The following is an 18720-nucleotide window of genomic DNA, read 5'->3' as shown; positions in this document are numbered from 1 at the left end:
TTCTTTAGTGTAGGTATTAGTAGTAATTGGCATGGTGAAGTTGTATGAAAAACTGGATTCCAGTGTCACCCACTGGAATGACACCAATGGTGGTTTTTTGGTTATAAACACAGGAGGTTGAAAAATGAATATTGATAATTTACAATATAACGTTGAAGAGAGGGCTAAAACTAATTTTGTAAACCTAGAGATAGGGAAAAAAATAAGAGAGTTACGGTTGGTGCGTGGCATGACTCAGGGCGACTTGGGAAAATTGGTGGGCATTACTTTTCAGCAAATACAGAAGTATGAAAAAGGAATAAATAGTGTTTTAGTGGGCAGGTTATACAATTTAGCAATTGCGCTTGGTGTAACGCCTGAGTACTTTTTCTCTAGTATTACAAGCACTACTGCTACTACTTCTTCATATAGCGGTTCATCAGCGTTACACGAGGATAAAGGTAGCTTCGAGTATAATCATGGTGAAGATGACGCAGAAAGTAAAGAGATATTAGGATTAGTGAGAGAATATCAGAAGATTAAGAATAAAAAGTCACGTAATGCTGTTTACTCATTAATAAAATCTTTATCTTCTCAGGAAAATTAGTTTAAATATCAAATATTTTGTGTTATCAAATTAGTACTTGACTTACTTTAGTTTTTACCTAAACTACTAAAGTGGAATTTTAATTTTTTTTTCGAGGGCAATTATGCAATATAAAAAATTTTTTTCAGCAGCAGCTTTAGTGACGTTGCTGAGTTTATCAAACTATGTTTCTGCGGATCCTATGGGTTCTGAAGATGAAAACACTAGTTACTACGTTCGTGGGCAGTATAATGTCGAGTATTTCAACATGATGAGTGGTAAGGAACTTAAATCTGATCATGCTACGTCTGGTACCTTTATTCCTCTTTTCAGTTATAAAAAAGTTGAAGGAACAAACAATGAGAATTTTTATAAACCTAGCTACAAAACTACTTTCATTACTGGTAGTGCTGCTGCTGGTTTAAAAATGGAAGACAACATCGGAGTTGAACTTGAAGTTCTTTATTCTCAGTTAGATGTTGATGGTGCAGGCTATAAGGATACTAATTCAGCAGATAAACCTGACAATGCTAAGGTGTTTGCTAAGGTCACTGCTTTCGACGGGTCTGATTCTGGTAAAGCAACGGGGACAAATGAAGGATTTAAGACTATAGCAGCAATGGTGAATGCATACTATCATGTAGATCTTGGTAATGAAAGTATCCCTGTTACTCCTTATGTTGGTGCTGGTGTTGGTGTTGCAAAAGTTAATTTTGCAGGTGCAGATCACTGGAAGCCAGCTTATCAAGCAAAAGCTGGTATTAGTTACGCTGTAACTTCAGAAATTAAGGTGTATGGTGGTTATCGTTATTTCGGCCTATATGGCAACGAGTTTAAAGATGCTATACTAAAACATACTACTTCAGGTACAACAACTGAGACAAAAATAAATCTACAACAGGAAGTTATGTATGGTGTGCATGGTGTAGAAGCTGGAGTAATGTTTCACTTCTAGTTTTTCGTGCGGGGTGCTGCTGCACACAGTCGTCATCCCGCTATATAATATCAACCGTCATTCCGCGCCGTGTTCGCGGAATTTCTCTGTGTTTTTCATGCAAATTAGTAAAATAGCGGTTTACTTAAAGTTCATTAATTGCTATCTTTAAACATGCAATGTTTATCATAAATATGCTTAAGATTTTTTCTAAAATTTTGTTTATATTAACCCTTTTGATTTTTGGCTTTTTTATTGCACATAATACTGAAGCTAAGTCTAAAGTCAAACTGAGTAAGAAATACAGGCCTCCTGGCAACCCTGGTGGTGTAAATTTTCATGCAGATGAAGATTTTGCTGAGTCATATAAGTTGTATGAAAAGCGCAGAGCCACCCTGAAGAAAAGAAAATCACAAGAACGAGCTGATATTCACATCAATAAAGAAAAGCTAATTAACAAGCTAAAAGAAAAAAAAATTATTAGTCTTGAGAATGAGTCAAGTAACGAAGAAGTGTGTATAATCAATAATGAAGAAAATACTATGATAAATCAGCATGGTATTAATATCGCACGTTTGAAGGGTGCTGTATTTGTGGATGATTCTTATCAAGGACCAATTTTTCAATATCAACAAGAAGAAAAAAAAAATAGTTCAGCACGCGAAAAAAAAATCTCTCCTATAAATGTAACCATAAAAGAAGCTCTGCCAAAAGGGGTATGCTCTCATGATTCTATTGCTAATTTAAATAATATGGGTGCTAATACGCAATATAGTTTGGATAGTGCAGAGTCGTTTGGAAGTGTAGCTGAAGTAGTAAAGTAGTATCACAATATTGGCCACTTAATAAAATGTTGAACAAAAATCTGGTGGATTGTAATGATAAAGCATACGAGCTATCACCCATTTTCAGACACAAAACTCACGTTGTAGAAGTTGGAAAAATCAAAATAGGCGGAAATAATCCTATAGTTGTTCAATCTATGGCTCTTGGTGTTCACGTAGATCCAGGTAATATAAAAAGTAGTGCAAAACAATATGCAAAAGAAATAATAGAACTAGTGCGTGCAGGTTCAGAGCTAGTGCGAATTGCTCTAAACTCAGAGGAAGTAGCAAGGGCGATACCTTACATAGTAGAAGAGCTAAATAAAGAAGGCTTGGACGGTAAGATATTGGTGGGCTGTGGGCAATATGAGCTGAGTAAATTAATTCAAGATTATTCAGATAATATTAAGCTGCTAGGTAAAATTAGGGTCAATCCAGGTAATATAGGTTTTGGTAATAAACGTGATGAAAAATTTGAAAGGGTTATAGAGTATGCAGTAAAGCATGATCTTCCTGTGAGAATTGGAGTAAATTGGGGCAGTCTTGATAAATACCTCTTGCAAAAACTAATGGATGAAAACTCTTTATCTAGTGATCCAAGGCCTTCTGATGTCATATTGCGAAAAGCACTTGTGATGTCTGCTCTTGGTAATGCAAAAAAAGCTGAAGCAATTGGTCTGAACCCAAACAAAATAATCATTTCATGTAAAGTTAGCAAAGTGCAAGATTTAATTTCAGTTTATACGGCACTTGCAAAATTTTCTAATTATGCTCTGCATTTGGGTCTAACTGAAGCTGGTATGGGTAATAGAGGCGTAATAAATACTACAGCAGGGCTTACATACCTATTACAAAACGGAATTGGAGATACCATAAGAGCTTCTTTAACTCAACGCCCTGGCGAATTGCGTATTAATGAAGTAGTAGTGTGTCAGGAAATATTGCAATCGATAGGCCTGCGCCACTTTAATCCTCAAGTCAACTCATGCCCTGGTTGTGGGCGCACGAGTAGCGATCGTTTTCGTATATTAACTGAAGAAGTTAATGATTATATAAAAATTCATATGCCGGTATGGAAGGAAAAAAATCCAGGTGTAGAGCATATGAATATCGCTGTTATGGGATGTATAGTAAATGGCCCTGGAGAAAGTAAACACGCAAATTTAGGAATCAGTTTGCCTGGATATGGTGAAAAGCCTGTTTCAGCGGTCTATAAGGATGGTAAGTATTTTAAAACTTTACAGGGTGATAGCATCTTCGAGGAATTTAAAGAAATTATCAATGATTACGTGCTAGAGCAGTATTATATTGGCACAACTGTAGGAAAAGAATAGACTTTGTATCTTGAAAAAAGGGGAATGTTCAAAAAACCATACGTGTCAAGTTAAGGAAAAGTGTAAGTAAAGTTGATAGAGTGAAGGAAAATAATGAGGTATAAGTTCTCTTAAATTTATCAAACAAAACAAGAGAATTTATGATGAACAAAATAACTAATTTATCGAAAACTCTCAACGAATTTTTTAATGAGAAAGCAGATGAAATATCAATTACAACAGGCTTTGTTAAAAGAAAGAGAAAGTTGAATGGTTCATCATTCGTAAAAGCTATAATTTTGGGTAACATAGAAGTTGCAAACTGCAGCATAGATGGAATGTGTCAATCATTATAACCCTTCTCTCAATAATCAGAATGATTCATAAGAAGGCAGAATCAACAGCCAGGCGGAAAGATTTAAAGATAGGGATGTCCTTGCCCTATTTGATAGGAAACCACTGGTGCTCAATTTCATTAAAATCAGGAGAGTATGGAGGAAGATAAAGAGAGACCGTTAAATTCTCTGGATAATCCAGAAGCTTCTAGAGGTGTGGCTACCCAAATATAGATTTTGGCTTGAGATTGATTAGAATTTGCTATAGGAACTAGTTGTTTAGTGAAAAAGTGTTTCATATGGAATCTATTATGGTTAAATCTTCCACCCAAATAACCATACACTCTATGTGCTTATTTTGGTATAATTCTTGTACTAAGGTTTTGTAGATCAACATTTGTTTTTTTATCTCATTTAATGAGGAAGTAGAAATGTTACGGTGTGATTTATAGTCAACTATAATCACTTTATCCTCCGTTATGCATAGCCTATCTAAACGTACTAAAACTGCTTCATTATCAACTATGCCACTCAGCGTAATTTCTGATTTACCTTCCAAGTCAAACAAGTAGTCATATTTTTCATTAAAGGCTAATATTTTGCTGTAAATTTCATCCTTATCTTCACTAGTGTTTACATTCTCAAGGTATTTTTTGATCCAATTTTTTCTCCTTTCTTTCTCTATTTTAGGCATATATTGCAATATGCTATGAATGATTTTTCCACGTGTGAAACCTTCTTCTTGTTTACTCTCTTCCTTAATTACACTGATTTCTCTTAAAGCTGGCGGAAGCGAAATTACCGGAATATCAAAGTAGTCACGTTTCTTATAAATATAAGGGTAATTTGAATTTACGCATGATATTTCCACTTCCTCTTTGAACATTGGAACTTGCTTCTTTTCAAATGGCCCTCCATATGAAGTTACCAAATCATACCAGGAGCCCTTTTGTACTGGCTCTTTGCCCAAAATATATAACTCATCTTCAGCACGTGTGAGCGCTACATATAGTAACCGCAAATATTCATTATAGTCCTCAATTTTTTTCTCTCTTTTTACTTGATCACAATAAGGATTATTATTTTTTCCGCACCAAAACGGTACCTCCACTCCATCAAAGATAATGCTTTCATTATTTCTTGGCACTGTGTTTGTATCCACCAAAAACACTATCGGAGCTTGCAAGCCTTTTGATTTGTGAATAGTCATTATTCGCACAGCATTGCGACTGAGTTGCATATCATTTTTAATCTCTGGATTATTCTCCTTTATCCACTGAGCAAACGCTTGAAGAGATGGATTCTCAAATTGCAATACAAGGTGCATAAATTCATCTATAACTTCAAAGCACTCAAGGCCGAGTCTTGCAGCGAATTTTTTCTTACCTGTGCGTAGTACATGTGTAAATAACGCAAGCGGTGATTCTTTATGAGATAGATTGATGAGGTTATTTAATTCGCTATAAATGCTTTCAGAATAATTCTGCAATCTCTTCCATAGTGATTGTTCTTTTCGATCATATGCAATGTTAAATAAATCATCTTCGGTAAAATTAAATAGTGGTGATTTTAAAACATTTGCAAGAGCAAGGTCATTTTCTGGAAGGAGCAAAAATTCAGCCAAAGCTATGAGATCTTGCACAGCTATGTAATCCATAATTCTAAAATAATCCCGTCCTACAACTGGTACGTTGGCTTTTTTGAGTTCACTTATTATATAATCAACTAATACATTTCGTTGTCGCACCAAAATCATGATATCCCTTGGCTCTATATGACGATCTTTAGCAACTAAAATTCGCCCTTCATTTAACCAATTGTGAATTTTGTGAGCTATCGTTTTGGCTAGTAATCGGTCCGCTATTGTATAGCCTTTTCTAAATGTCAGAGGAATTCGCAAAGCCTGCCGTTCTTCCTCTTTGCATTTTGGTAATAATGGCCAAATTTCAATGTATCCTTGATCATTTCCTCTGTTTGGGACGTGCTTTATCTCATTATCATTAAAAGATATTTCTGCGCGGAAATTGTTAAATAATCTATCTACGAGCATCAAAACTTCTGGAGTTGAGCGAAATGACTTTTCAAGTTGGCATGATATCCAATCTCTGCTGCCAGTTTTCGTGTGAAAATATTGCTGCATATAGTGAAATAAATGAGGATTTGCTCCTTGAAACCTGTAGATAGATTGTTTTACATCACCAACAACAAATAAGGTTCGCTTTTCACCGTTACCTGCAAAAAACTCATCACAAAGATTTGTTATAATCTTCCACTGACTGATGCTGTTGTCCTGTGCCTCGTCAACCAAGATATGATCTATTTTTTGATCTAAATTAAACAATACCCAATCTTTGTAATCTGGATTGCTTAAGAGATTTGTTGCTAAGTCAATTATATCATTGTAGTCAAGCAGGGCATTTTCCGATTTTTCGCTATTATATAAATCAATGTATACCTTAAATATTCTGAGCAAATGGTGAGTTCTTTCAAATATTTGATAAGAATTCATATCGCTTATATAAGAGAACACTGCATCCTGAACACTTTCTATTATTTGCCCTGCCTCTGGAAATTTCTCAAGAACACCTTTTGTTATGATGGATGATATGCTTTTCTTTTCATTCGATTCTGATTTTATGAATACCTTTGCTAGGTCTTCTATTTTATTGTCATCCAAGCAGCTGACACTGGAATCTACTAGATCTGCAGTGCGTGACGCTGGAATCTGCATATTTTCTTTCTGGATCCCAGTATCAGTTACTTGGATGACGGTAGAATAAAGTATTGCACTGTAATTTTGATCTCTCTTACTGCCTTCACTTAATATTTCAGCTAATCTTTTTATATGTTCAGTCGTTCCACTCTGTAAATCATAAATTTCATCTGGGGCATTCAGCTTATCTTTGATGTATTCCAAGCTATTAGATATCACGCACGTATTTTTTTCATGGATCCCAGTGTCAGCTACTCGGATGACAGAAAACGCTCTTTTCATACATAAAGTATAAAGCAAATCACGTAGTTTATTTTCGTCAATTTCAGCTGCAACAAGATTGATACTATCCTGCACAGTTTCGTTATGCAGGACTTTATCAAACACGGAGGAATGTAATTCTTTGCATTCACTCAACGCACAATTTGGAGCAATTCCAGCTTCTATAGGAAAGTTGGAGATTAATTTATAACAAAAAGCATGTATGGTTTGTATAGTTAAACCAAAATTTTCCAATTCAGATAAAAGTTTCCTTGCTTGAGTAAAATAATGGTCAGATATTTTATCATAGTTTTCTGTCATTCCAGTGCTTGACACTGGGATCCAGGTTTCTTTTTTTCTGTTCTGCAAAAGATCTAACTGCTCTAAATCCACCATTAACTCACTATTTGAACATATTGCCCACTTACTTAGCGTGTTATGAATGCGATTTTCCATCTCATTTGCTGCAGCGTTGGTAAACGTTAAGCAGAGGATGTTTTTTTTATTCTCTAGTAAGAGCCTTAATACTCTGTCTATTAAGATTTTTGTTTTGCCTGTACCAGCAGATGCATTTACCCATACAGAAAAATTAGGGTTTATTGCGTTTGTTCTCATCAGAAGTGTATAAGGTGCATAAAAGTTGACTGAAATGACATTATAACTATACTATAAAAGTGGTTTGAGTGAAGATATATAATGAAAAGTTTTTGTGTGAAGGCGCCTGCAAAGATCAACCTTTTTTTGCATATAGTAGACAAAAAGGAATCAGGATTTCACCTAATCGAAGGCTTATTTGTTTTTGCCAACCTTTCTAATTTTTTGGAGATAAAGATAGGTGAAAAAGATTTTAGGTATGATCATTCTGAGGTTGAATTTGTAAATTCTGAATCCAGAATAAACAATCAATATAATACTGTAATGAAAGCAGTGAACATGCTTATCAGATATGCTCCAAATCGCACTAAAGTCTTTATAAAGGTTGTAAAGAATATACCAAATGCTGCAGGTTTGGGCAGTGGATCCTCAGATGCTGGGGCTGTGATACGCACATTGGGCAAGTTATGGAAGGTTGATAGACCAATTTTAAACGAAGTAGCCTTAAACGTTGGTGCTGACGTTCCAGCAAGTGTAGACAGTAAGCCTGTTTTTGTTAGGGGTATTGGTGAAGAATTGTACCATGTTAAAAAATTTTCCTTACCTCAATATGTAGTGCTTATAAAGCCAAAAAAGAAGTTTTTGAGCACACCTGAGGTATTTTCCAAATATAAAGGAGAATTCACAAAGCCAATTGAGTGGAGCGATGAAACTGAAAAGGATTTATTAAAGCTCGTCAAAGAGACAAAAAATGATCTTCAAGAAGCAGCAATAGACCTTGTTCCTGAAATTAAAGATGTGATATCAGCACTAGATTCACAAAAAGGTTCTATACTTTCTCGCATGACAGGTAGTGGTGTGGCGTGTTTTGGAATGTTTGATAGTGAAGAAAATGCAAAGGCTGCTGCAGTTAATATTAGAGAAAAGCAGCCAGAATGGTGGGTATGTAATACTCAATTAATAGTTTGACTTTATGGATATAACTCCCTTAATCTTCCAGAATAAGAATCTTATCAATGGTTATGAGAAAGGAAAATTTTTGGTAAATAATCGCGAATATTGCGGTTCAATTATAATTTTTCCTGAAGAGGTGGTTGAGTTGAGTGAATTTGATATAAATAACAGAGAATGTTTTGAACGTTTTTTAATAGAAGGTATAGAAATTTTGTTAATAGGTACTGGTAAAGCACGAAATACACCAAATTCATCAATTAAATCTTATCTTGCTGAGCAAAAAGGTTTGAATTTTGAATTTATGGCAACGGGTGCTGCATGCAGAACCCATAACATTTTAATATCCGAAGATAGATTTGTCGTTACTTATCTAATAGCCATATAGCATGCTTGAAATATTTGCGCAGGATTTTTTCATAAATAGCCTAATTGCGGTAGTTATAATTAGCTTGATAACAGGCGCTTTAGGATCATTTATGATATGGCAAAGGCTATCATATTTAGGTGATAGCTTGTCTCACTCTTCATTGCTTGGTGTCGCACTGGCTTTAATCTTTAAGATCAGTCCATCAATAAGCATAATGCTCATTGCAATTACATTTGCTATACTGCTTTCACTTAATTTTAATAGATTATATTCCGCTGATACGATACTCAACATTGTTACCAATGTAGTTTTATCATTAAGTTTAATATTGATGTCTGTTCTACCATCGGGCAATAGTAGTATTATTAGCTCGCTATTTGGTGATATATTAACATTGGAACAGGGTGATATAATATTAATTTTTTCAACCTCTATAGTAGTTGCCCTGATATTAATATTTAGATGGCGCTATTGGCTAATGATTTCAATCAATCAAGATTTGGCAATGGTTGAAAAAATCAACGTAAGTTTGGTGAGGCTAGAATTTTTAATTACTCTTGCCATATTTATAGCAATTGCTGCTCAATCAATAGGGATATTGCTTATTGCTGCGTTTTTGTTAATACCTGCTGCGTCTGCAAGGCTAATTTCAAAAACTCCAATGCAGATGATTATTATTGCAACAGTTTTTTCTGTGATTTCTGGAATATCAGGCCTCATGTTATCTGCAAGTTTTGATTTATTAACTGGACCTGCAATCATACTTATTGCAGCTGTATATCTAATTATTACTTATTTTATAAGATTGGCACTAAGTTTATTGAGATAGCTGATTGCAAAAGAAGTTAAAATAATAAAGAAAATAGTGTATTATTTTACTAGACATAGTATGTAATTTAGGAGATTGATAATGCTCGTCACTCATAAAATCCCATGATGAAGTTAATAAAGATACAAAACAAGCCCCCTGCGAAAAGGTAAAAAACAGATGAAAAGCACTAAAAAGCGTATAAAATGAAAATTTTAGAAGAGTAAAATGGCAATAAGTTACGCAAAAGTTGCAAAAACCCAGTATATTTTTAGGCAATTAACGGGTATGACAACATTACAAAAGACAGAACGCTGACTCCAGAAAGGATTTTAAAAATTTTAGCAGACGTCACGGAGCAACCGATACAGCAGCCGAAAGACAGCAAAAAACGTAAAAAATCTTATTCCGGAAAGAAAAAAATGACCACAATAAAAACCGAAATTGTGATTGAGGGAAATGGGCAGATTTTGTCGATTTCAAAGTCACATCGAGGTCGAATGCATGATTTTCGCATAAGAAGACAGGAAAAATTGTTGCCCAAAGATAGCATAAAATATGCTGATTCTGGCTATCAAGGTTGGCAAAAACTGCAGAAAAACGTTGTGATTCCATACAAAAAACAATAGACCCCCTGCGAAAAGGTAGAAAGTAGGTAAAAACGACTAAAAAGCATGTAAAATGAAAGTTTTAGGAGAGGGAAGATGGCAATAAGTTACGTAAAAATAGCAAGAACACCATATATTTTTAGACAATTGACAGGGCTCACAACATCTGAATTTGAAAAAATTGTGGCAAAAGTGCGTCCAGAGTGGGAAAAAATGGAGGCGAAAAAGAAATGTCACGGAAGAAAATCGCATGTTGAGGAGCTAGAAGACAGGATTTTATGTGTTCTAATTTATTACAGAACGTACATAACGCATCCATTTTTAGGGTTTTTGTTTAATTTGCACAACTCAAATATTTGCCGACTTTTTAAGAAAATGTAGCCATTATTGGCCAAAAAAATTACTATAAAAAAGGATAGAACGCTGACGCCAGAAAGGATTTTAAAAATTTTAGCAGACGTCACGGAGCAACCGATACAGCGGCCGAAAGACAGCAAAAAACGTAAGAAAAGTTATTCCGGAAAAAAGAAAGCAACCACAATAAAAACCGAAATTGTGATCGAGGGAAATGGGCAAATTCTGTCGATTTCGAAGTCGCATAGAGGTCGAATGCATGATTTTCGCATAAGGAAACAGGAAAAATTGTTGGCCAAAGATAGCATAAAATATGCCGATTCTGGGTATCAAGGTTGGCAAAAACTGCAGAAAAACGTTGTGATTCCGTACAAAAAACACCGTAAAAAGCCACTATACGGAGGAGCAAAAGGAGCATAATCGGAAGCTGGCATCGTTCAGGATGCGTGTGGAAAATAAGATTCGCGAGATAAAAATCTTCAAAATAATGTCAAATGTTTACCGCAATTTTCAGAAGAAATACAACATGAGATTTAATATTATAGCAGGAATTGTGAATTTGAGGCATAGTTTTTAATAATTTTTGGGCTGGGGATTTCTTACCAGATTTTATCAGCAACTTGCTTCACGTTGTTTCGCAGGGGGTCTTAGGAAAGAAAATAAGGGAGAGAAGACTAATTTGTGGTTTAAGCCAAGCAGACTTAGCGAAAAAGGCTGGCATTTCACCTCAACAGGTACAAAAATATGAGACTGGAGTAACTCGCGTTACAATTGATAAATTATACGAATTAGCAGAAGCTTTATCAGTTGATATATCATATTTCTTAACAAATATTTCTGAAAATGCAGCAGAGTTACACTGTGAAAAAAAGACGTTTGATTATGATAACAGCAATGTAGATGGTGAAGAAATGTTAAAATTCGTGAAAGAATACAGAAAGATTAAAGATGAGGTGTCATGCAATCTTATCTATTCGCTAATAAAGCACATCCTTTCAATGGAGCAGCAGAAAACAGATGAATAACAACTCTCAATTCAAAGAAATTGTGTATGCTCCAGAAAGGATGCTATGCATCAGTGGATTGTTCTGGTAGTGGCCTGTATTACTGGTTTTGTTTCTTGGTCTTTTATTTTGCCCACCCAAGATATAGTTTCACTACGCTTAATGACCTCAGTAGACTGTTGGCTGCCCCATCTTCCAGAGCTAAAAAACCCTCCTTTTTCGACAGCTTCGCTAACAGACATTCCTCCAAACAGGCAGCCATTTCCTACAATTTCTCCTTTCTTTTGTAGCTCATTCCACATTTTTTCATCTTTGACTTCAACGTGTACTTGATGATAACTTTCTAAATTATGGTAAATTATGACACTTAGATTTCCCAGACTAGTTGAAAATGTGACTTCAAATGCACTATTATCAGATACATCCACGTAATTTCTTTTGCCATTTTGCTCGGTTTTAATTTTTACCTCAGCGTCACCTAGCCTTACGATGTTACCACCTAAATTTAAGTCGCCTTTGTTTAAGCCTAAATTTCTTGCACCATTAAAAACCTTACCAATATCAACCCTGCTATCTTGAGAGAATTCCATAAAAAATGTTTTATTGTCTACCTCAACATTACAAACTGTCCCTTCTATAGTGGCGCTTTCTGCAACTTCTCTAAGCATTTTAAGCCGTTCATGTACTAGTGGCTCAATTTCCTTTTGTACCTTATTGCAAATTTCAATGGTTTTTTTACTGTGCTGTATGAAACTCTTGTAAAAATCTGCTCCATTTATTGCTAATTTCCTTATTATATTTTCTTGCTTATCACCTTTAAATTTATCTTTACACAGCATAAATATTGTAATATTAGAAAAGCTATACCCATCTTCGTTGTGTGCATTTATTCTTATCCCTGAATCCACCGGTCTACTCTCCCTGCTAGTGAAATTTATAATAATGTTCTTCAAGAAAAAACTATTAGAGTGACTCAGCATAGGCAGGATCCAGTACCTTCTTCAGCACCAGGTAGTTTTGGGTACTCTCACGTTGGTGCGCAATTGAGAGTTCAAACACCACAAACACATAGTGTTCATAAAATTGATGGTTATTATCAAGCCATTAATGCAATGGAGGAAAAAGATTTTAAGTGAATAATGATGTTTCTCTATTTTACTATCCTGCCAGAGCGTTAAGCCAAGTGAACCGTGTAATTTTAGGGAACGCTCAGTACTATGCTAATAACTTAAGTGAATATGCTTTTGGTAAATCAAATTTCTTTCAAGAAGTAAAGGCACGATATAAAAATGCCTCTTGGCTTAAGGAAGTAAAAATTGAGGAAGTAAACGATAGTTTTTTAAATATCACATGTTTATAGATTATTATGGGGCGATGAAAATTGCTCCATACATCAAACAATAAACCTTTCTATTTTTGTTTTCAAAGCTTTCTGTGCGTTGGATTTTACTCAGTATATTTAACTTACTTTAGAGCCCTCGTGACTATTCCCACTCAATAGTTGCAGGTGGCTTGGAAGTTATATCATACACAACTCTACTTACCCCAGAAACTTTATTGGTAATTATATTACTGACATTCTGTAGAAAATCCCAAAATACCAGCGCGTGTTGGGCCTTATCTTCAAATGGAAATGCATCAGCTGTCATCCCATCGGATGATGTTACAGCTCTCAGAGCGCAAACGTATCCGTAGGTACGGCCATCTCCCATTACCCCTACAGTTCTTATCGGTAATAATACGGCAAAAGCCTGCCATATTTCACTATATAACTTATAGCTCTTCATTGTGTTGATGTATATTTCATCTACCTCTTGCAGTATTTGCACCTTTTTTTCATCAACTTCGCCTATAATCCTTACTGCAAGTCCGGGTCCAGGAAATGGATGTTGAAATATTATCTCATCTGCAAGCCCAATTTCTTTTCCAAGTAACCTTACCTCATCTTTAAATAGATAGCGTAAAGGTTCTACTAACTTAAGGTTCATCTTTTCTGGCAATCCGCCAACATTGTGATGGGATTTAATTGTACTAGTGTTGTCTGAAGCATGCCCTGATTCCACTACATCAGAATAGATTGTACCTTGCATTAAAAAATCTACATTACCTATTTTTTTTGCCTCTTCTTCAAACACCTCAATGAAAGTGTTGCCGATAATTTTACGCTTTTCTTCTGGGTCAGTTATTTCCTTTAGCCTGCTCAAAAATAAATGTGATTTATCAATATAATTTATTGGAATCTCTTTTAACATAGCGCTGTTCTGGCTCTTGCGTAGCAACCCAGTGTCAATAAAAACACAGTTCAATTGTTTTCTTATAGCTTTATATGTGAGCGCTGCTGCAACACTTGAGTCAACACCACCACTTACTGCAGCGATTACTTTTTTATCTCCCACTGCATTTTTAATTTTTTCCTTCTGTTCCTCAACAAATGACTTCATCGTCCAATTTCTCTCGCAATTTGCAATGTCTAAGAAATTAGAAAACAACTTACTACCATCCGCCGTATGTTTCACTTCAGGGTGGAATTGAGTGCAGTAAATCTTCCGCTGTTCATTGACAATTATTGCAATCGTTTGGTTTATTACACCCGATGCGATGACAGTAAATCCTTGTGGTACAGTATCAACACTATCTGCGTGATTCATTAACACATCCACCTCAGAATTAACATCCCACGTATCTTTTATAATAGGAGACTCTTTCAGCACCTTGATCTTAGTTTTGCCAAACTCCTGTTTAAAACCCTCTCTTACTTTTGCTCCAAAGTAATGACAGATAAGTTGTTGTCCATAGCATATCCCAAGTATAGGAACACTTGTCGTCTCATTAAATTTTATAATTTCATGTGCTATTCCATTAATTTCTAAGTGGCCACCATTTACAGATTGTGGCCCTCCAGAGAGAATAAATCCATTAAATTTTGATATTGTTTCAAAGCTGATGTTGCTCGAAAATATCTCGCAATACACACCCATTTCCCTAATTTGTCTTGCGATAAGTTGTGTAAACTGTGAACCAAAATCAATAATAGCAATTGTTGACAATTTTCTTCTCCGCTTAATTTTAAACAATATGTAATAATAAAGAAAATAGTAAGGAAAGTAAACCAAGACATCTTACAAGCTGCTTATAATTGCAAGTTTTAGTGCAAACCTGCCACCAAAAATTGATTAAACTATTCAAAAAATGGTCTGTTATAATAAACCTAATAACCAAGAGCATATTCTCTCCAGCAGGGAACATGCCTGTTATGGAAAATTTTACTATGAATCTATATTATGTGCTTTATATATAAGGTATAAAAATATGACACACGAGCTAAAATTAGAAAATGTTATTAATTACCAGTCTTATGTTGATCCAACAAACATCAAGCGTGAGTATTATAGTTCTACAGCAAGAAATAAAAATGCTGAGATCATCTGTTATTTCACCCTTGATAACGGAAATTATATATCACCCGAGGTGGTCAGTCAGTTACATATTGACGACAAAAATCATGTTAGTGCTACTATGTCTGATGACGATGGTATAGGAGCTAGTAGAACGTTTGACTGTAAATTTGACTACGTTACTGCCAAGGAACCTTCTGCAACTAAGGAGATTTTGGAAATCAAAGGTTTAAAAATCAAAGGAAAAATTGAGTATGACGGTGAAAAGCATGTTTTGACTGCAAGAACAGACCAAAATCAAAATTTCACTGTTGAATATTCAGGTCCTCAGGACGACGATAAATTTTGTATACATAGTCATGATTTCAGTATCCATCTTTAACAGCACTAAAGGGATTAGAAGTAATTTCTTAACCCCAGATGGTAATTGCTGACAATTTTCTTCTCCGCTTAATTTTAAACAATATGTAATAATAAAGAAAATAGTAAGGAAAGTGAACCAAGACATCTTATTTGGTAAATTTAGATGTTTGCAATTATGCCTAAAATTTCATTAGGAAAAACTTAACTATTGTTCTCTATAATCCATTTTATATTAATCAAATAGAGGGATATAATATGGTACACCAAATAAAATTAAAAAATGTCGCTTCTTTCAGTAATGATGTTAGCCAAGAAAATATTAAACCTAAATTCTATGATATTACAGCGGAAAATCGAGATGGGACTAGTAGCAAGTTAACTCTTAGCAATGCATATTATATACATGATGCTGTTCATCATGGTGGTAATTAGACAGAAGCTAGTAAAACATTTGACTGCAGGTTTTATAATATCAATAGAGACACTGGTGCAAGTGAAGAAATTTCTTACATCAGAGGTTTGAAGATTGATGGAGGAATTCAATATGACTCTGAAAGCCACACTTTTACGGCAACAGCAGATGAAGGTCAAGCAGCAAGAAGCCTTGATTCTTTAATCAGTGATTATTTTTTCGGTCAATAACAGCACTAAAGGGATTGTAAAAAATTGATTTTCAAGCCCTTTCTGCAATCTTCTCCTCTGTTTAATTTTAAGATACAATAATAAGGTAAAGTTAATTTCTGATCTTTTTAAAACATAGCTTGATAACAGCAGAACATAACCAAAGTGCATATAGCTGTAATAACTGGTGGTAAAATAAGGAAAATAGGTGTCTTTTTAATAAAGGAATTCTGAGAAGATTTTGAAAAAAAGGCATTATAAATTATCGGCAAAAAATATAGGGCATTAAGTGCAGTGCTGACGATTAACACTAGCGTTACAAATATAGAAAGCGCTACATTACCAGAATTAAAAATAGCTTGAAATATTAGGAATTTGCTCCAAAAAGTCGGAGCAGGTGGCACTCCTATCATAGATAATGCACCTATAGTAAATGCTATCATGGCAAGTGGCATGCTACGTCCTATACCATGCATTCTATCTATATATTTCTCACCTGTTTTCGTTATTATGGCACCTGCAACAAAGAACAAAGTAATTTTAGCAAATCCGTGACAAACTAACTGAAAAATTGCAACCTTTAAGCTGAGCTCGCTAAAAATTGAGGCAAACAATATAATATACGATAATTGAGAGACTGTGGAATAAGCGAGTAGTTTTTTCAATTCCTTCTGTTTTAATGCAATCAGTGATGCAGGAATTATGGTAAATCCTGCAGCATATGTTAGCCATCCTCCAGCAAACCAATTTTGCTGCACAAAACGTTGCAGATTATCAATACCGAAAGTGTACAATATAACTTTTATAATGATAAAAACTCCGGATTTTACAACAGCAACAGCATGTAACAGAGCACTCACAGGAGTTGGTGCAACCATTGCTTTTGGCAGCCAAAAATGCATTGGCATCAGTGCAGCTTTTCCTATTCCATAAATCAGCATAGCAAAACATACTGCAGCAAAAGTAGTAAGCGAAGTATCAAATTTAAATATTCCTCCACTTACGAAATCTAAAGTATTGAATTCGTTGTATAACATCCCTATTGCAGGAAAAAATAGCACTAAAGAGGAGAAAAATAATACTCCAAAGTAATAGCGTCCAGCAACTATTGATTCTCTTGTTGCATTGTAAGTAACTAAAGGATAGGTACTGATAGTAAGGAGTTCATAGAAAACAAATGTAGTAAGCAAGTCGCCTGAAAAAGCAATAAACATTGCACAGCTTATTGATACCGATAGAAAGCACAAAAAACTTGAATAATTGCTTCCAGCATAGTTATTTTGCATGTAGCATATTGCATATATGCTAGTTAACATCCATAAAAATGATATTAGCAAACTAAAGACTACCCCTGTTGACTCTAGCATTAAACTGATATGCAGATTATTACCAAAATCCATAAGGATAAATTGAGGGTGATCGCCATACGCCCAATATAAAGTACATAGGCATACATACATGAATAAAAGTATAGAAGAAGCAATAGTGACGCTGTTGCTTATCTTTGGCCACTTTCCAGTGAAAAGAATGGCCAATGCACTAAAAAGTGGAATTAATGCAGTGATTAAAAGATAATTTTCAGTAATTGAAAACAGTAAAGACAGAAGTGTTAATATATAGTCCATCATCTCCCTAAGTTAAATTATCTTTTCACTTGTGTAAAGCTGGATTTTTGTTACATCTAGTCATTTATACTGTGCTTTTCTTAAACCATAGTGGTTCTTTTCTGCCTTTTTCCCATTTAGCAAAGTGATACTTTTCATTTATATAGTATTGTCTATAGGCCTCAACTGGATCTCCCGATCTATATTGTTCTGGCATCGTTTGCACAAAGCGAGTCTGTTCATATAGAGTAAATTTAAGCATGCTTTTATTTGCATCACACCAGTGAATAACTTCTTCTGATTTATGAATTTTATTATATCTATAGCTATATTCTTTACATAATACGATGCCATATTCTATTAACCAATTAAAATTTCCTTGCGATTCCCTTACCCAAACTGAACAAGGATGATTGTGGTGGGTCATTTTGTAAGGAATTGATATATTGGCTTGGGTCAAACTACTGGACTTTAGAAAAACCCAAAATACACCACACAAAAGCTGGGCAGTTTCAAGAGGCATTTTAACTATATGCTTATCACAGAGCATTTTGACTGCATTACTTGGACTGGTGTCTAATATGAATATATTCATAAAAAGGGAAGGTGGTGAAGGCTAGACCATCTTATTGATGATCTAAAACGGTTTCACAACAACCATAATAACTATAATTATTATTAATACTGTCACTACTTCATTTAAAATACGAAAATAAACATGTGTTTTCTTATTTACATTCTTTACAAAATCTTTTCTATATTTTGCAAGCAATCCATGAATAGTGAACATAATAAATAATGCTAATGCCTTTACATGAAACCAGCCTTCACTATATGCTTCTCTTATAATCATCAACGCCACTCCGAACCCAAATGAGAAAAGCATTGCAGGATTTATGATATATCTTAAAAGCCTTTTTTCCATTATTTGGAGCAAGCTATCGTTTTCAGAGCCTGATTTCACGTTTGCATGATAAACATAAAGCCTTGGTAAATAAAGCATACCTGCCATCCACATTATGACAGAGATGATATGAAAAGCTTCAAGCCAGTGATAGTAATCCATGCAGATTTATTATAAAATGTTTAAAATTTCTGATATT

19 protein-coding genes and 3 pseudogenes are annotated in these 18720 nt (G+C 34.7%); 16 read left to right on the top strand and 6 right to left on the bottom strand.

Features of this window, described 5'->3' with window-relative positions; all coding sequences use genetic code 11:
* Positions 1 to 124 precede the first annotated feature (124 nt).
* From AAGD89_RS06840 to AAGD89_RS06820, 5 genes and pseudogenes are all read left to right on the top strand, one after another.
* Positions 125 to 586 carry a helix-turn-helix transcriptional regulator gene (locus AAGD89_RS06840; RefSeq protein ID WP_341808271.1) on the top strand — a complete coding sequence of 154 codons (462 nt, stop codon included), beginning with the start codon at positions 125 to 127 and terminating at the stop codon, positions 584 to 586.
* A gap of 103 nt (positions 587 to 689) precedes the next feature.
* On the top strand, positions 690 to 1520 hold the full coding sequence (locus tag AAGD89_RS06835; RefSeq protein WP_341808270.1) for a P44/Msp2 family outer membrane protein: 831 nt from the start codon (positions 690 to 692) through the stop codon (positions 1518 to 1520).
* Between the two features lie 173 nt (positions 1521 to 1693).
* Positions 1694 to 2323, top strand: coding sequence for a TRP75-related protein (locus AAGD89_RS06830; RefSeq protein ID WP_341808944.1), 630 nt, complete (start codon positions 1694 to 1696; stop codon positions 2321 to 2323).
* A 26-nt stretch (positions 2324 to 2349) separates the two neighbouring features.
* Positions 2350 to 3657 (top strand): flavodoxin-dependent (E)-4-hydroxy-3-methylbut-2-enyl-diphosphate synthase, encoded by a 1308-nt coding sequence (ispG, locus tag AAGD89_RS06825; protein WP_341808269.1) that lies wholly within the window; start codon positions 2350 to 2352, stop codon positions 3655 to 3657.
* Between the two features lie 143 nt (positions 3658 to 3800).
* Positions 3801 to 3989 (top strand): annotated as a pseudogene (locus tag AAGD89_RS06820) (IS4 family transposase); the annotation flags it as partial.
* Positions 3990 to 4266: 277 nt separating this feature from the next.
* Here AAGD89_RS06820 and AAGD89_RS06815 read toward each other — a convergent pair.
* Positions 4267 to 7560, bottom strand: a complete 3294-nt coding sequence (locus AAGD89_RS06815) for a UvrD-helicase domain-containing protein (RefSeq protein ID WP_341808268.1) — start codon at positions 7558 to 7560, stop codon at positions 4267 to 4269.
* Between the two features lie 81 nt (positions 7561 to 7641).
* Here AAGD89_RS06815 and AAGD89_RS06810 point away from each other — a divergent pair, with 81 nt between their 5' ends.
* From AAGD89_RS06810 to AAGD89_RS06785, 6 genes and pseudogenes are all read left to right on the top strand, one after another.
* Positions 7642 to 8508, top strand: a complete 867-nt coding sequence (locus AAGD89_RS06810; protein ID WP_341808267.1) for a 4-(cytidine 5'-diphospho)-2-C-methyl-D-erythritol kinase — start codon at positions 7642 to 7644, stop codon at positions 8506 to 8508.
* Positions 8509 to 8512: 4 nt separating this feature from the next.
* Positions 8513 to 8878, top strand: coding sequence for an Mth938-like domain-containing protein (locus tag AAGD89_RS06805; RefSeq protein WP_341808266.1), 366 nt, complete (start codon positions 8513 to 8515; stop codon positions 8876 to 8878).
* Position 8879: 1 nt separating this feature from the next.
* On the top strand, positions 8880 to 9689 hold the full coding sequence (locus AAGD89_RS06800) for a metal ABC transporter permease (protein ID WP_341808265.1): 810 nt from the start codon (positions 8880 to 8882) through the stop codon (positions 9687 to 9689).
* Between the two features lie 272 nt (positions 9690 to 9961).
* Positions 9962 to 10291: pseudogene (locus tag AAGD89_RS06795) on the top strand (transposase family protein); the annotation flags it as partial.
* An 81-nt stretch (positions 10292 to 10372) separates the two neighbouring features.
* Positions 10373 to 11207: pseudogene (locus AAGD89_RS06790) on the top strand (transposase).
* Positions 11208 to 11250: 43 nt separating this feature from the next.
* Complete coding sequence (locus AAGD89_RS06785; RefSeq protein WP_341808264.1) at positions 11251 to 11655, top strand: helix-turn-helix transcriptional regulator; 405 nt, start codon at positions 11251 to 11253, stop codon at positions 11653 to 11655.
* A gap of 50 nt (positions 11656 to 11705) precedes the next feature.
* On the opposite strand, the gene AAGD89_RS06780 is transcribed toward AAGD89_RS06785, so the two are convergent.
* Positions 11706 to 12542, bottom strand: coding sequence for a hypothetical protein (locus AAGD89_RS06780; protein ID WP_341808263.1), 837 nt, complete (start codon positions 12540 to 12542; stop codon positions 11706 to 11708).
* Between the two features lie 60 nt (positions 12543 to 12602).
* On the opposite strand from AAGD89_RS06780, the gene AAGD89_RS06775 reads away from it, so the two are divergent.
* The gene (locus AAGD89_RS06775) at positions 12603 to 12770 is read left to right on the top strand and encodes a hypothetical protein (RefSeq protein ID WP_341808262.1); all 168 of its coding nucleotides are present in this window, start codon (positions 12603 to 12605) and stop codon (positions 12768 to 12770) included.
* On the top strand, positions 12767 to 12994 hold the full coding sequence (locus AAGD89_RS06770) for a hypothetical protein (RefSeq protein WP_341808261.1): 228 nt from the start codon (positions 12767 to 12769) through the stop codon (positions 12992 to 12994). The genes AAGD89_RS06775 and AAGD89_RS06770 overlap by 4 nt, the downstream gene beginning before the upstream one ends.
* A gap of 124 nt (positions 12995 to 13118) precedes the next feature.
* Here AAGD89_RS06770 and guaA read toward each other — a convergent pair whose 3' ends face one another.
* Positions 13119 to 14681: a glutamine-hydrolyzing GMP synthase gene (guaA, locus tag AAGD89_RS06765; protein WP_341808260.1), complete on the bottom strand. Its 1563-nt coding sequence runs from the start codon at positions 14679 to 14681 to the stop codon at positions 13119 to 13121.
* 262 nt (positions 14682 to 14943) lie between these two features.
* On the opposite strand from guaA, the gene AAGD89_RS06760 reads away from it, so the two are divergent.
* From AAGD89_RS06760 to AAGD89_RS06750, 3 genes are all read left to right on the top strand, one after another.
* The gene (locus AAGD89_RS06760; RefSeq protein ID WP_341808259.1) at positions 14944 to 15411 is read left to right on the top strand and encodes a hypothetical protein; all 468 of its coding nucleotides are present in this window, start codon (positions 14944 to 14946) and stop codon (positions 15409 to 15411) included.
* 236 nt (positions 15412 to 15647) lie between these two features.
* The gene (locus AAGD89_RS06755) at positions 15648 to 15824 is read left to right on the top strand and encodes a hypothetical protein (protein ID WP_341808258.1); all 177 of its coding nucleotides are present in this window, start codon (positions 15648 to 15650) and stop codon (positions 15822 to 15824) included.
* A gap of 87 nt (positions 15825 to 15911) precedes the next feature.
* On the top strand, positions 15912 to 16034 hold the full coding sequence (locus AAGD89_RS06750; protein ID WP_341808257.1) for a hypothetical protein: 123 nt from the start codon (positions 15912 to 15914) through the stop codon (positions 16032 to 16034).
* Between the two features lie 107 nt (positions 16035 to 16141).
* Here AAGD89_RS06750 and AAGD89_RS06745 read toward each other — a convergent pair whose 3' ends face one another.
* The 3 genes from AAGD89_RS06745 to hemJ form a co-directional block, all read right to left on the bottom strand.
* Positions 16142 to 17638 carry a proton-conducting transporter membrane subunit gene (locus AAGD89_RS06745; protein WP_341808256.1) on the bottom strand — a complete coding sequence of 499 codons (1497 nt, stop codon included), beginning with the start codon at positions 17636 to 17638 and terminating at the stop codon, positions 16142 to 16144.
* A 64-nt stretch (positions 17639 to 17702) separates the two neighbouring features.
* Entirely contained in the window at positions 17703 to 18167 is a 465-nt protein-coding gene (locus AAGD89_RS06740) for a pyrimidine dimer DNA glycosylase/endonuclease V (RefSeq protein WP_341808255.1), read from the bottom strand.
* An 87-nt stretch (positions 18168 to 18254) separates the two neighbouring features.
* Positions 18255 to 18683 carry a protoporphyrinogen oxidase HemJ gene (hemJ, locus tag AAGD89_RS06735; protein WP_341808254.1) on the bottom strand — a complete coding sequence of 143 codons (429 nt, stop codon included), beginning with the start codon at positions 18681 to 18683 and terminating at the stop codon, positions 18255 to 18257.
* Between the last annotated feature and the right edge of the window lie 37 nt (positions 18684 to 18720).

The sequence above is a fragment of the Wolbachia endosymbiont (group E) of Neria commutata genome, from assembly GCF_964026735.1.
Lineage (GTDB): Bacteria > Pseudomonadota > Alphaproteobacteria > Rickettsiales > Anaplasmataceae > Wolbachia.
Note: the sequence above shows the minus strand (reverse complement) of the source record. Positions and strands in the feature narration are given on the sequence as shown.

Bases quoted from the DNA above. Each gene is read 5' to 3' on its own strand.
- AAGD89_RS06840 (WP_341808271.1), top strand. From the start codon at position 125: ATGAATATTGATAATTTACAATATAACGTTGAAGAGAGGGCTAAAACT.
- AAGD89_RS06835 (WP_341808270.1), top strand. From the start codon at position 690: ATGCAATATAAAAAATTTTTTTCAGCAGCAGCTTTAGTGACGTTGCTG.
- AAGD89_RS06830 (WP_341808944.1), top strand. From the start codon at position 1,694: ATGCTTAAGATTTTTTCTAAAATTTTGTTTATATTAACCCTTTTGATT.
- ispG (WP_341808269.1), top strand. From the start codon at position 2,350: ATGTTGAACAAAAATCTGGTGGATTGTAATGATAAAGCATACGAGCTA.
- AAGD89_RS06815 (WP_341808268.1), bottom strand. From the start codon at position 7,560: ATGAGAACAAACGCAATAAACCCTAATTTTTCTGTATGGGTAAATGCA.
- AAGD89_RS06810 (WP_341808267.1), top strand. From the start codon at position 7,642: ATGAAAAGTTTTTGTGTGAAGGCGCCTGCAAAGATCAACCTTTTTTTG.
- AAGD89_RS06805 (WP_341808266.1), top strand. From the start codon at position 8,513: ATGGATATAACTCCCTTAATCTTCCAGAATAAGAATCTTATCAATGGT.
- AAGD89_RS06800 (WP_341808265.1), top strand. From the start codon at position 8,880: ATGCTTGAAATATTTGCGCAGGATTTTTTCATAAATAGCCTAATTGCG.
- AAGD89_RS06760 (WP_341808259.1), top strand. From the start codon at position 14,944: ATGACACACGAGCTAAAATTAGAAAATGTTATTAATTACCAGTCTTAT.
- AAGD89_RS06755 (WP_341808258.1), top strand. From the start codon at position 15,648: ATGGTACACCAAATAAAATTAAAAAATGTCGCTTCTTTCAGTAATGAT.
- AAGD89_RS06745 (WP_341808256.1), bottom strand. From the start codon at position 17,638: ATGGACTATATATTAACACTTCTGTCTTTACTGTTTTCAATTACTGAA.
- AAGD89_RS06740 (WP_341808255.1), bottom strand. From the start codon at position 18,167: ATGCTCTGTGATAAGCATATAGTTAAAATGCCTCTTGAAACTGCCCAG.
- hemJ (WP_341808254.1), bottom strand. From the start codon at position 18,683: ATGGATTACTATCACTGGCTTGAAGCTTTTCATATCATCTCTGTCATA.